8 protein-coding genes and 1 pseudogene are annotated in these 12,526 nt (G+C 74.8%); 4 read left to right on the top strand and 5 right to left on the bottom strand.

The features are described 5' to 3' along the window. The first annotated feature begins 285 nt into the window (after nt 1-285). Complete coding sequence (locus tag LIX60_RS06415; RefSeq protein WP_227957587.1) at nt 286-1,377, top strand: LCP family protein; 1,092 nt, start codon at nt 286-288, stop codon at nt 1,375-1,377. Here LIX60_RS06415 and recQ read toward each other — a convergent pair. Next, nucleotides 1,371-3,449 carry a DNA helicase RecQ gene (gene recQ, locus LIX60_RS06420; RefSeq protein WP_227957588.1) on the bottom strand — a complete coding sequence of 693 codons (2,079 nt, stop codon included), beginning with the start codon at nt 3,447-3,449 and terminating at the stop codon, nt 1,371-1,373. The genes LIX60_RS06415 and recQ overlap by 7 nt on opposite strands. Before the next feature lie 158 nt (nt 3,450-3,607). Between recQ and LIX60_RS06425 the strand changes: the two are divergent. Continuing rightward, a pseudogene (locus LIX60_RS06425) lies at nt 3,608-4,012 on the top strand (NTP pyrophosphohydrolase); the annotation flags it as partial. Between the two features lie 309 nt (nt 4,013-4,321). Here LIX60_RS06425 and LIX60_RS06430 read toward each other — a convergent pair. Further along, nucleotides 4,322-5,332, bottom strand: coding sequence for an NAD(P)/FAD-dependent oxidoreductase (locus LIX60_RS06430; RefSeq protein WP_227957589.1), 1,011 nt, complete (start codon nt 5,330-5,332; stop codon nt 4,322-4,324). 86 nt (nt 5,333-5,418) lie between these two features. Between LIX60_RS06430 and LIX60_RS06435 the strand changes: the two genes are divergently transcribed. Together LIX60_RS06435 and LIX60_RS06440 are read left to right on the top strand one after the other, a co-directional pair. Continuing rightward, nucleotides 5,419-6,021 (top strand): helix-turn-helix domain-containing protein, encoded by a 603-nt coding sequence (locus LIX60_RS06435; RefSeq protein WP_227957590.1) that lies wholly within the window; start codon nt 5,419-5,421, stop codon nt 6,019-6,021. Between the two features lie 163 nt (nt 6,022-6,184). Then, complete coding sequence (locus LIX60_RS06440) at nt 6,185-7,054, top strand: trans-aconitate 2-methyltransferase (protein ID WP_227957591.1); 870 nt, start codon at nt 6,185-6,187, stop codon at nt 7,052-7,054. 79 nt (nt 7,055-7,133) lie between these two features. On the opposite strand, the gene LIX60_RS06445 is transcribed toward LIX60_RS06440, so the two are convergent. The 3 genes from LIX60_RS06445 to dxs all read right to left on the bottom strand — a co-directional run bounded on the left by LIX60_RS06445 (nt 7,134) and on the right by dxs (nt 12,495). Then, a complete protein-coding gene (locus tag LIX60_RS06445) occupies nt 7,134-8,717 on the bottom strand; it encodes a glycosyltransferase family 39 protein (RefSeq protein ID WP_227957592.1) in 1,584 nt (527 codons plus the stop codon). A 75-nt stretch (nt 8,718-8,792) separates the two neighbouring features. Beyond that, a complete protein-coding gene (locus tag LIX60_RS06450) occupies nt 8,793-10,316 on the bottom strand; it encodes an amino acid permease (protein WP_227957593.1) in 1,524 nt (507 codons plus the stop codon). A gap of 226 nt (nt 10,317-10,542) precedes the next feature. Beyond that, nucleotides 10,543-12,495, bottom strand: a complete 1,953-nt coding sequence (gene dxs / locus LIX60_RS06455; RefSeq protein ID WP_227957594.1) for a 1-deoxy-D-xylulose-5-phosphate synthase — start codon at nt 12,493-12,495, stop codon at nt 10,543-10,545. Between the last annotated feature and the right edge of the window lie 31 nt (nt 12,496-12,526).

A 12,526-nucleotide genomic window follows, 5' to 3' on the forward strand; every position in this document is an offset into this window, starting at 1 on the left:
GGAGGATCCCCTCCTGCCCGGCCCGTTCGCCGTACCGGCCGCCGCCCCGGGTGCGCCGGCCGGCTCGCCGGGGGCCGGCGGACCGTCCGGACTGCGCGGCTGCCCCCCGGCTGGCGCGGGCCCTGCCCGGCCGAGCGGGCGGCCGGGCGGGAGAACTGGGGCTCATGGGGCGGGAGTTGCGCATATGCTGCCCAGCACCAGCACCATTCACCCCGGGCCGGCCGCCTCCCCCCACCCGACCCACCGCCCCGTCCCACGGGCGTCGCATCGGAGGAGCACCCGGCCATGCCGCACACCACCACGGACACCGGCCCGCAGGACGCGGACGGAACGGACCGGACCGGCGCCGGGGAGGAACCGGAGCGCGGGCGGAAAGCAGGGCGCCGCCTCCGTCCGGCCGTCCTCGTCCCGCTGGTGCTGCTGGCCCTTCTGCTGGGCCTGGGCGGCACCGCCTGGTGGCTGTACCGGGGCCTCGACGCGAATCTGGCGAACGTCGACATCGACAAGGCGCTCGGTGACGACCGCCCGGAGAAGCTGCCGACGAGCGGCCGCAACATCCTGGTCCTCGGCTCGGACTCACGGGCCGGGGACAACGCCGCCCTCGACGCGGGCAAGGCCCCCGGAGCCCGCTCCGACACCGCTCTCGTCGTCCACATACCCGAGGGGCGGAACCGGGCCACGGCGGTGAGCATCCCCCGCGACACCCTGGTGAACCGCCCCGCGTGCGAGACCTCCGCGGGCCGGCCCCTCCCCGGGGCGCGCCGCGTGATGTTCAACTCGGTCTACGCGCAAGCCGGTCCGGCCTGTGTGGTGAAGACGGTCGAGCGGATGTCCGGGATCCGCATGGACCATTATGTGGAGATCGACTTCGCCGGATTCCGGGACCTCGTGGACGCGCTGGGCGGAGTCACCGTCACCACCGACCGCGCCATCGACGACAGGGCGACCGGCCTCCGGCTCGACGCGGGCACCCACCGGCTGGACGGTGAGGAGGCGCTGCGGTTCGTCCGTACCCGGTACGGCGTCGGGGACGGCAGCGACCTCGGGCGCATCGGGCTGCAGCAGCAGTTCCTGATGGCGCTGCTCACCGAGATCAAGCAGCAGGAGATCCTGACCAGCCCCGCCAAGCTCTACAAGGTCGCGGACGCGGCGACCGCCTCCCTCACCACGGACACCGCCATCGGCTCCCTGACCGGCCTCGCGGACTTCGGCCGGAGCCTCCAGGGCATCGACCCGGCCGCCATGGAGACGATCACGCTGCCCGTCGTCCCCGACCGGCGGGACCCCAACCGCGTGGTGCCCGTACAGCCCCGGGCGGACGAGCTGTGGAAGGCCCTGCGGACCGGCGCGGCCGTGCCGGAGCCGGCCGGTCAGTAGTCGTACTCCTCCGGGGGCTCCTCGTCCCAGAAGCCGGGCGGGTCGTCACCGGACGATGCCTGCGGGGCCTCCGCGGCGGGCGCCCCGGAAGCGGCCGGGGCAGGGGCCGGAGCTGCCGGGGCGGGCGCCGCTGCCGGTGCCCCCGCCGCCGGTGCGGCGCCCTCGGCGGCCTCCGGGGCCGTCCCCGGGCCGTCGGCGAGCAGGTCCAGGATCTGCTGCCCGTACTTGGCCAGCTTGTTCTCGCCGACCCCGCTCACCGTGCCCAGCTCGGCCGGGCTCCCCGGAGCCGCGGTCGCGATGGCGCGCAGCGTCGCGTCGTGGAAGATGACGTACGCGGGCACGCCCTGCTCCTTGGCCGTGGCGGCCCGCCAGGCGCGCAGCCGCTCGAACACCGGCACCGCCTCCTCCGGCAGATCCGCGGGCGCGGCGGCGGCCCGCCGCCCGGAGGACGGGCTCTTCGCCGCCTTGGCCGCCGGGCGCTCCGGTTCCCGCCGCAGCCGGACCTCGCGCCGCCCGCCCAGCACCTCCGCGCTGCTGCCGGTCAGGACGAGCGTGCCGTAGTCGCCCTCGACGGCGAGCAGACCCTGGGCGAGCAACTGGCGTACCACGCCCCGCCATTCGGCCTCGCTCAGCTCGGTGCCGATGCCGAACACGGACAGGGTGTCGTGGTCGTGCTGGATGACCTTGGCCGTCTTCCGGCCGAGCAGGATGTCCACGATCTGGCCGGCGCCGAACTTCTGCCGCCGCTCCCGCTGCAGCCGGACGACGGTGGACAGCACCTTCTGGGCCGGGACCGTGCCGTCCAGGGACTCGGGCGGGGTGAGGCAGGTGTCGCAGTTGCCGCAGGCGCCGCTCTTCTCGCCGAAGTAGTCCAGCAGGAAGACGCGGCGGCACCCGGCCGTCTCGCAGAGCGCGAGCATCGCGTCGACGTGGGCGCGCAGCATCCGGCGGTGCGCCTCGTCGCCCTCGGAGGTCTCGATCATCTTGCGCTGCTGGACGACGTCCTGGAGGCCGTAGGCGAGCCAGGCGGTGGACGGCAGGCCGTCCCGGCCGGCGCGGCCCGTCTCCTGGTAGTACCCCTCGACGGACTTGGGCAGGTCGAGATGGGCCACGAAGCGCACATCGGGCTTGTCGATGCCCATGCCGAAGGCGATGGTGGCGACCACCACCACGCCGTCCTCCCGCAGGAAGCGCGCCTGGTTGGCCGCCCGGACCCCGGCGTCGAGCCCGGCGTGGTACGGCACGGCCTCGATGCCGTTGCGCACGAGGAACTCGGCGGTCTTCTCCACGGAGGCCCGGGAGAGGCAGTACACGATGCCCGCGTCACCGGGGTGCTCGGTGCGCAGCAGCTGCAGCAGCTGCTTCTTCGGGTCGTTCTTGGGCGCGATGCGGTACTGGATGTTGGGGCGGTCGAAGCTCGCGACGAAGTGCCGGGCACCGCGGAGGCTCAGCCGGTCCGCGATTTCGCCGTGGGTGGCCTCGGTGGCCGTCGCGGTGAGCGCGATGCGCGGCACGTCCGGCCAGCGCTCGTGCAGGGCGGAGAGCGCGAGGTAGTCGGGGCGGAAGTCGTGGCCCCACTGGGCGACGCAGTGCGCCTCGTCGATGGCGAAGAGGGAGACGGTGCCGCGGTCGAGCAGGCTCATGGTGGCCTCGCCGCGCAGCCGCTCCGGGGCCAGATAGAGCAGGTCGAGCTCGCCCGCGAGGAACTCGGCCTCGACCAGGCGCCGCTCGTCCAGGTCCTGCGTGGAGTTGAGGAACCCGGCCTGCACCCCGAGGGCCCGGAGGGCGTCCACCTGGTCCTGCATCAGGGCGATCAGCGGTGAGACGACGACCCCGGTGCCCGGCCGCACCAGCGCGGGGATCTGGTAGCAGAGCGACTTCCCGCCGCCGGTCGGCATCAGCACGAGGGCGTCGCCGCCCCCGACCACATGGTCGATGATCTCCTGCTGCGGTCCCCGGAAGGAGTCGTAGCCGAAGACCTTGCGCAGGACGCGCAGCGCCTCGCTGCCGTCGTCGCCGCTGTCGGGACGGATGGGGTCGCCGGTGCCGGTGGTGTCGTCGAGGGCGGTCATCCGGGCAGTCTACGAGGACGGCAGGGGCCGCCGCGGCGCCTGTGGACAACCCGGGAGACCGGCGGTGGGGCTCCGCCCGGGCCCGGCTCCGTCCCCCGCCCGGCTCCGTCCCCCGCCCGGGTCCGCCGCACGGGCGGGCACCGCGCCACACTGGGGGCATGACTCCCGCACTGGTCGTCGTGGACGCCGCCAACGTCGTCGGATCCGTACCGGACGGCTGGTGGCGCGACCGCCGGGCCGCCGCCGGGCGGCTGCGCGACGCGCTGGCCGGGTACGGGCGGGACGGTCTGCCGGAGGCGGCGGGCCTGCCGCCGTGGACGGCCGAGCCGCCCCTGGAGGTGGTGCTCGTCGTGGAGGGCGCGGCCCGTGGCCTGCCGTCGGTGCCGGAAGTGCGGGTGGAGTCGGCCCCCGGCAGCGGGGACGACCGGATCGTGGAGCTGGTCGGCGAGGAGGCCCCGGCGTCCTCCGGACGGCCCTGCCTGGTGGTGACGGCGGACCGGGAACTGCGCCGCCGGGTCACCGCCCTGGGCGCGGTCTGCGCGGGCCCGCGTACCGTCCGCCCGGGGGCGGGCGGCAGCACCGGACGGGGCGCCGGGACGGAACCGGAGCGGCCTCCGGGAACCACGGAAGCGCGGGAGGCGGACGGCCGCATCCGGGGGGACACCCCCGGCGCGTAGGTGTCTCCGCCGTCCGGACGAGGGTCCCGGCGGGGTCCGGTTCTTCCACCCGGATTCCTCGTCCCGTTGCCCGGGCTCGCGCGCATCGGCGCCGGGACAGCGGGCGGGCCCCGGGGAACGGGCCGGGAGCCGGCCCCGCGAGACGCTTTCGGGCGTCGTGCCGCGGGCCCCCGGGGCCGGAGCGTGCGCGGCCGCTCAGGCGTGGCTGACGCGCTGCGCGGTGGCGAGGGCCGCCTCGGTGTCGGCGGTGGCCAGGTCGGCGTTCATGTGCGCCCCGGCTAGGGCGCCGGCCGCGGCTGAGGCACCGACCTGCGCCATCGGCTCGGTGGCGTTGCCGGCCACCCACACGCCCGGCACCTCGGTGGCGCCGGCCGTGCCGCCGGCGACGTGGCGGCCCATTCCGCCGGGCAGCTCCCGCGTCGGCAGCGCCAGTTCCTCCAAGCCCTCGGTGCGGGCCAGCAGGGTGGTCACCACCGCGAGAACCCGCCGCGGCACGATCTGTCCGTCGCTCAGGCGTACGCCCGCGATGCCCCCGTCCTCACCGGTCACGACCTCGGTCACCGGGGTGCCGACGACGCGCACGCCGCGGGCGGCGAGGCGGGCGCGGGTGCCCTCGTCCAGCTCGGTGCCGCGGGTGAAGTAGACCAGGTCGTCGGTCAACTGGCGGAACAGCAGCGCGTGGTGGACGGAGGCCGGGCCGGCCGCCAGGATCCCGATGGGCTCGTCGCGCACCTCCCAGCCGTGGCAGTAGGGGCAGTGCACCACGCCGCGTCCCCAGTGCCCGGCCAGCCCGGGAACGTCCGGCAGGACGTCCCGCAGTCCGGTGGCGACCAGCAGGCGGCGCGCCCGCAGGGTCCCGCCGCCCGCCAGGGTGACGGCGAAGCGCGGGTCGCCCCCGGCGGACGGCGCGGCGGGACGGGCGGAGACCACGTCGCCGGTCACGACCAGGCCGCCGTAGCGGCGCACCTCTTCGCGGCCTCTCCGCAGCAGCTCGGCGGGCGGTGTGCCGTCCAGGCCGAGCAGTCCGTGGACGCCCTCGGCCGGGGCGTTGCGCGGGGTGCCGCTGTCGATCACGACCACTGAACGGCGCGAGCGGGCGAGCATCAGCGCGCCGTTCAGGCCCGCCGCTCCCCCGCCGATCACCACGGCGTCGACGGTCTCGTCCGGCAGCTTGTCGGTCGCGTGCGCGACGGTGGTCCCAGGCATGGCGTCGTCCCTCTCCTCCACGGGTCCCGCTCGTTGCGGGGCCCTGCACGGACGACGGTAGGCACCTGTTGCCACTGCGGCATACCATGTTGCTCATGACGCAAAATGAAGGCGAGTTGGAGAGCCTGGTGCGCAAGCGGATCCGCGCGCTGCGCGTCGCCCAGGGCTGGTCCCTGGAGGATCTGGCCACGCGCGCCCGGGTCAGCCAGTCCACCCTCTCCCGCATCGAGAACGGGCAGCGCCGTCTCGCCCTGGACCAGCTCGTCACCCTCGCGCGAGCCCTGGACACCTCCGTCGACCAGCTCGTCGCGACCGCCACCGAGGACGTCGTGACCAACCCGGTGATCGACAGCGCCCACGGGCAGAAGCGCTGGCCCGTCAAGGCCGACCCCGGGGTGATCGTCGTGCGCCAGCGCCTGACGAACCCGCCGCCGGACAACCCTGCCCGGATGCGTGCCCACCCCGGCCGCGAGTGGCTGGTCGTCCTCTCCGGCACCGCGGTCCTGATGCTGGGCAACCGGCGCTTCCGCGTCGAGACCGACCAGGCCGCCGAGTTCCCCACGATGCTCCCGCACGCCCTCGGCGCCGAGGGCGGACCGTGCGAGATCCTGGGCATCTTCGACCGCGACGCCCGCCGCGGCCACCAGCGCGGCGAGGACACGGGCGACGGCGGCCGGCCCGTCCCGTGACGCACCGGGCGGACCACGGCGCGGAAGCGCGGCACCGGGGCGCGGACGAGGGGCGCGGGGCGCGGGCGAGCCGCTTGCGCGTCCGGCAGTTCTTGCGGCCATCGTCTTGCGCACTCCGGGATCCATGGTGCCGATACGGCATGACGGGTCCAGCATCGCTGTCATGACCCACACCTCGGCACACACAGCCCACGACCACGCCAACGGCCCTTCCCCGCACGAGCCGGACGCCGACGACATGGCGGACTTCCTCGATCTGGAGGCGGCCGTGCTCGCCGGGCACCTGGCCTCCGTCACCGCGTGGCTGCCCGTCACCACGGAACCCCGCCACGTGGTGGACCTGGGGTGCGGAACCGGGGCCGGCACCTTCGCCCTGTTCACGCGCTTCCCCGGGGCGGCCGTGACCGCCGTCGACGCGTCGGCCCCCCACCTGCACCGCCTGCGGGAGAGGGCCGAGGCGGACGGGGTGGCCGGCCGGGTGCGCACCGTGCGGGCCGATCTCGACGCGGACTGGCCCGGCCTCGGCCGGCCCGACCTGGTGTGGGCGTCGGCGTCGCTGCACCACGTGGCCGACCCCGACCGCACCCTGAGCACCGTCCATGACCTGCTCGCGCCAGGAGGGCTGTTCGCCCTCGTCGAGGTCGACAGCTTCCCCCGTTTCCTGCCCGAGGACGCCCCCGAGGACCGGCCCGGCCTGGAGGAGCGCTGCCACGCCGCCGTCGCGCACCGCCGTGCCGAGCACATGCCGCACCTCGGCGCCGACTGGGGCCCCCGGCTGACCGCCGCCGGCTTCACCGTCGAGGGGGAACGCACCATGACCGTGCACGTGGAGAGTTCCGGCAACGAGGCGGTCGGCCCCTACGCGCTCAGTGTCCTCGGCCGCCTGCGCGACAGTGCCGCCGATGCCCTGGAGGCCGAGGACGTCGCCGCCCTCGACCGTCTGCTCGACACCGCCGGACCGGGCAGCGTCCTGCGCCGCGGCGACCTCGCCGTCCGCACGACACGCACCGTGTGGGCGGCGCGCCGCACCTGACCGCCGTCACACGGCGGCGACGCCGCACGGCACCGGCCGTCGCCCGCGCTCCCGCCGGCCGGGGCCGGCGCCCCGGCGCTCAGCCGCCCGCGCCACCGCCCGCGCCGCCCGCGGCGTCCCCGCGCAGCACGTACAGCACCGCCCCGTCCACCCGCTCCACCGACTCGTAGCGCTCGCGCAGCAGCTCGCGGAGTTCCGGGACGCGGACGGGGCCGTACGGCTTGCCCCGGGAGTCGTCCACGATCACCTCCGGTGGTGCGGACGCGAGTTCGCGCCGGAAGACCGGCCAGCTCCCCGGCACGGCGTGGCGCGGGCCCACCTGCCGGCCGTCCTCCCGGCCCCCGCTGTAGTTGGTGAGCAGCCCGGCCGTCAGGTAGCGGGTGACGGGCGGGCGGCCGGCGAACCAGTACTGCTCGGGGTGCATCCCCCAGAACAGCACCCGGTCGGACGGGTCCGTGCGCCGCTCCACCCGCTCGGCCAGCCGCCGGGCATGGTCCAGTTCCCCGCTGGGCGCGAGCACCCCCCACCCGGCGAACGCCAGGCAGGAGGCGGCCGAGACGAGGACGGCGCCGCGCGTCCACGGCCGGGGCAGCCGCCGCAGCGCCGCCGTGCCAAGGAGCACCAGCGGCGGGATGAGCTGGAGGAAGTAGTGCCCGAAGAAGTGGAACCCGGTGGTCACGGCGAGCGCCGAGGAGACCGTCCACACCCACAGGTCCCCGGTGAGGGCACCGGCACGGAGGGCACGGCGGCACAGTACGGCCGCGAGCGGCACCAGCAGCCCGGCGCAGGCCGCGGCGAGCAGGCCCGCGTTGCCCGCCGCGCGGCTCAGGACGTGGAGCGCGGAGCCGTCCGGGGAGGCGTAGCCGGCGGAGCCCGTGACCGTCCAGAAGAGGAAGCCGCGGGGATCGGTGCGGAGCGCCGCCGCGGCGACCGGGGCCGCGGCGCAGCACGCCAGCCGCAGCAGCGCCCGCCACCGCTTCCCGGGGAGGCCGTGCCGCCAGAGCAGCCACAGGACGGGCAGCAGCACGGCCGCCCCGGTCTGCTTGGTGAGGGCGGCCGCCGCGACCATCAGCCCGGCGGTGCCCCACCGGGCGCGGTCGGCGGACCACACCGCGGCGGCGGTCGCGGGCAGCATGAAGACGCCGAAGGAGGCCGCCTGGGTGTCCTCGGGGTTGAGGCCGATGGAGACCAGCGCGTAGAGCACACCGGCGGTGCGCCCGGCCGGGTCGCCCCAGCGGCGGCGGGCGAGCGAGGCGAGCAGCACCGCCGTCAGCAGCTGGGCGAGGACGGCGAGGACGCGCAGCGGCCACAGGGAGTCGTCGCCGAAGAGGGCGAAGGCGCCCTGGTAGAGCCAGGGCATCAGTGGTGGCTTGCGGTCGACGACCGTCTCGTAGAGCGATCCGCCCGCGGCGAGCATCCGCGCCTGGACGGCGAGATAGCCCTCGTCCGGGTTCCACAGCGGGCGGAGGAAGGACGGCAGCCGCGCCACCAGGACGATCCCCGCGAGCAGCGGCAGCAGCCGCGCCCAGTACCGCCGCCGGCCCGGGTGCGCGGGCGGTCCGTCCGGCCCGTCCGGTCCGCCCGGCCTCCGGGGCGCGGGCAGCGGGACGCCCCGCGGGGACGGGGCGTCGGCGCGTACGGGAGGGGATGACTCGGCGGGCATGCGCTCTAACGTAGGCTGCCGCGCCGGGCCGCGGACGGCGAGCCCCGGTTCAGGGGGCCGCCGCCCGTCGGGAGCCTAGGCCGCGGGCCGGTCCGCGCCGCCGTGGAGGCGGCTGCGGCGGCGGCCGTAGAGGAAGTACAGCAGGGCGCCCGCGGCCATCCAGACGACGAACCGCAGCCAGGTCTCGCCGGAGAGGTTGAGCATCAGCCAGCCCGAGGCCAGCACGGAGACGACCGGCAGCAGCGGCACCAGCGGGGTGCGGAAGGAGCGCGGCAGGTCGGGCCGGGTGCGGCGGAGGATGATCACGCCGAGGGCGGTGACGACGAAGGCGAAGAGGGTGCCGATGTTCACCAGTTCGGCGAGCTCCGAGATGCTGGTGAACCCGGCGATGACGGCCGCGGTCACGCCGAGCAGGACCGTGGAGCGGTAGGGCGTGCGGAAGCGCGGGTGGACCTGGGAGAAGGTCTTGGGCAGCAGCCCGTCACGGCTCATCGCGAAGAAGACCCGGGTCTGGCCGAGCAGCATGATCATGCAGACGGTGGTGAGGCCGACGGCCGCGCCGAAGCTGATCAGCCCGGCCCAGAAGGGGTGGCCGGTCGCCTTGAAGGCGTCGGCGAGCGGGGCGTCCACGGACAGCTCGGTGTACTTCTGCATCCCGGTCACGACGATGGAGACGGCGATGTAGAGCACGGTGGTGACGGCGAGCGTGCCGAGGATGCCGCGGGGCAGGTCGCGCTGCGGGTTGCGGGTCTCCTCGGCGGCGGTGGCGACGATGTCGAAGCCGATGTACGCGAAGAAGACGATGGCGGCGCCGGTGAAGATCCCCATCAGGCCGAAGGTGGACGGGGTGTAGCCGAAGAGCAGCTGGACCAGCGGCGCCCCGATGTCGGCGCCGCCGCCGGAGCCGGTGTCCCGCGCAGGCGGCACGAAGGGGTCGTAGTTCTCGGCCCGGATGAAGAAGGCCCCGACGACGATCACGATCAGCACCACGGCGACCTTGACCGCCACGATCACGGAGGTGACGCGCGCGGACAGCTTCATCCCCGCGACGAGGACAGCCGTCAGCGTCAGCACCAGCAGGAAGGCCAGCAGGTCGAAGGCGAACCCGGTCTGCTCACTGGTGCCGGCGAGGGCCTCCGGCAGCTGCCAGCCGGCGTTGTCCAGCAGGGAGCGGATGTAGCCGGACCAGCCGACGGCCACCACCGCGCAGCCGAGGGCGAGTTCGAGCATCAGGTCCCAGCCGATGATCCAGGCGGGCAGCTCGCCGAGCGAGGCGTAGGCGAAGGTGTACGCGGAACCGGCCACGGGCACGGTGGAGGCGAATTCCGCGTAGCAGATGGCCGCCAGGGCGCAGACGAGGCCGGAGACGGCGAAGGAGACGGCCACCGCCGGGCCGGCGGTCTCCTTGGCCACGGCGCCGGTGAGCACGAAGATGCCGGTGCCGATGACGACGCCCACGCCGAAGACCATGAGGTCGAAGGCGGAGAGCGACTTGCTGAGCCGGTGGTCCGGTTCCTCCGTGTCGCTGATGGACTGTTCGACCGTCTTGGTCCGGAGGACGCCGCCCGGCCCGCGGGTTCCCGTCTTTCCCTGGCTCACCGTCCACCTCCACGCGCTCGCTCGTCGGCGTCATGCTTCACGTGCCCCCGTCCGGGCGGGGCACTACACCGCCGGGCGGAAGGGAATTCACCCCATCGGACGAGCGCGGGGCGCGGGAACGGGGACGGAGCCGCCCGCGCACGGAGACGGGCCGGCCGGCGCGACCGTCACGGCGCGCCCGCCGGCCCGGGGCCGTACGGAGGTGGGGTGGGGCGGGCGGGGCGGGTCAGTCGCCGGCCACCTCGGCGGGCTCGGTGTCGTAGCGGCCGTCGAGCTTCGCCACCAGCCCGGTGACCTGGCGGGCGATGTCGGGCGCCGTCAGGCCGATCTCGGCCAGGACCTCCTTGCGGGAGGCGTGGTCGAGGAAGCGCTGCGGGATGCCGAAGTCGCGCAGCGGCACGTCCACGCCGGCGTCGCGGAGCGCCTGGGCGATCGCCGAGCCGACGCCGCCGGCGCGGCCGTTGTCCTCGACCGTGACGACGACCCGGTGCCGGTCGGCGAGCGCGGGCAGCTGCTCGTCCACGGGCTTGACCCAGCGGGGGTCGACGACGGTGGCGGAGATGCCCTGCTTGTCCAGGAGGCCGGCGATCTCCAGGCACATCGGGGCGAGCGCGCCGACGGAGACGAGCAGGACGTCCGCCTGGGAGCCGTCCCGCGTCTGCGTGTCCTCGGCGGGCTCGCGCAGGACGTCCATGCCGCCGATGCGGCGGACGGCCGCGACCGCCGGGCCGACCGCGCCCTTGGAGTAGCGCACGACGGTGGGGGCGTCGTCGACGGCGACGGCCTCGCGGAGCTGGGCGCGGAGCTGGTCGGCGTCGCGCGGGGCGGCGATCCGCAGGCCGGGCACGACCTGGAGGATGGACAGGTCCCACATGCCGTTGTGCGAGGCGCCGTCGGTGCCGGTGACGCCGGCCCGGTCGAGGACGAAGGTGACCCCGCACTTGTGCAGCGCCACGTCCATCAGCACCTGGTCGAAGGCGCGGTTGAGGAAGGTGGCGTAGACGGCGAAGACGGGGTGCAGGCCGCCGGTGGCCAGGCCGGCCGCCGAGACGGCGCCGTGCTGCTCGGCGATGCCCACGTCGTAGACCCGGTCGGGGAAGGTCTTGGCGAACTTCTCCAGGCCGACCGGCTGGAGCATGGCCGCGGTGATCGCGACGATGTCCTTCCGCTCCCGGCCGAGCTTCACCATCTCCTCGCCGAAGACGGAGGTCCAGTCGGCGCCGGCGGCGGAGACCGGCAGGCCCGTGTCGGGGTGGATGACGGGGACGGCGTGGAAGCGGTCGGCCTCGTCCTCCAGGGCGGGCGAGTAGCCGCGGCCCTTCTCGGTGAGGCAGTGGACGATGACGGGGCCGCCGAACCGCTTGGCGCGCACCAGGGCCGACTCCAGGGCCTCGATGTCGTGGCCGTCGATGGGGCCGACGTACTTGAGGCCGAGGTCCTCGAACATGCCCTGCGGGGCGATGAAGTCCTTGAGGCCCTTCTTGGCGCCGTGCAGCGTCTCGTACAGCGGGCGGCCGACGACCGGGGTGCGCTCCAGGAGGTCCTTGCCGCGGGCGAGGAAGCGCTCGTAGCCGTCGGTGACGCGGAGGGTGGCGAGGTGGTCGGCGAGGCCGCCGATGGTGGGGGCGTAGGAGCGCTCGTTGTCGTTGACGACGATGACCAGGGGGCGGTCCTTGGCGGCGGCGATGTTGTTCAGGGCCTCCCAGGCCATGCCGCCGGTCAGGGCGCCGTCGCCGATGACGGCGACCACGTGGTCCTCGCGGCCCAGCACCTGGTTGGCCTTGGCCAGGCCGTCGGCCCAGCCCAGCACCGTCGAGGCGTGGCTGTTCTCGATCACGTCGTGCTCGGACTCGGCCCGGGAGGGGTATCCGGACAGGCCGCCCTTGGCCCGGAGCTTCGAGAAGTCCTGACGCCCCGTCAGGAGCTTGTGCACATAGGACTGGTGGCCGGTGTCGAAGAGCACCTTGTCCCGCGGGGACTCGAAGGCGCGGTGCAGGGCGATCGTCAGCTCGACGACGCCCAGGTTCGGTCCGAGGTGACCGCCCGTCCTGGAAACGGCCTCGACGAGGAAGGTCCGGATCTCGCCGGCCAGCCGGGCGAGCTGTTCCTGGTCCAGCCGGTCCAGATCGCGCGGTCCGGTGATGCGGGACAGCAGCTCCCGCTCTTCGCGCGGCACCATTGCCACTGTGTCTCCTCTTGGCCGTCTTGCT

The sequence above is a fragment of the Streptomyces sp. S07_1.15 genome, assembly GCF_020739505.1.
Lineage (GTDB): Bacteria > Actinomycetota > Actinomycetes > Streptomycetales > Streptomycetaceae > Streptomyces > Streptomyces xinghaiensis.

What these genes read in the sequence shown, in the direction of transcription:
- LIX60_RS06445 (WP_227957592.1), bottom strand. Translation starts at nt 8,717, where the DNA reads ATGCCCGCCGAGTCATCCCCTCCCGTACGCGCCGACGCCCCGTCCCCG.
- recQ (WP_227957588.1), bottom strand. Translation starts at nt 3,449, where the DNA reads ATGACCGCCCTCGACGACACCACCGGCACCGGCGACCCCATCCGTCCC.
- dxs (WP_227957594.1), bottom strand. Translation starts at nt 12,495, where the DNA reads ATGGTGCCGCGCGAAGAGCGGGAGCTGCTGTCCCGCATCACCGGACCG.
- LIX60_RS06415 (WP_227957587.1), top strand. Translation starts at nt 286, where the DNA reads ATGCCGCACACCACCACGGACACCGGCCCGCAGGACGCGGACGGAACG.
- LIX60_RS06435 (WP_227957590.1), top strand. Translation starts at nt 5,419, where the DNA reads ATGTTGCTCATGACGCAAAATGAAGGCGAGTTGGAGAGCCTGGTGCGC.
- LIX60_RS06430 (WP_227957589.1), bottom strand. Translation starts at nt 5,332, where the DNA reads ATGCCTGGGACCACCGTCGCGCACGCGACCGACAAGCTGCCGGACGAG.
- LIX60_RS06440 (WP_227957591.1), top strand. Translation starts at nt 6,185, where the DNA reads ATGACCCACACCTCGGCACACACAGCCCACGACCACGCCAACGGCCCT.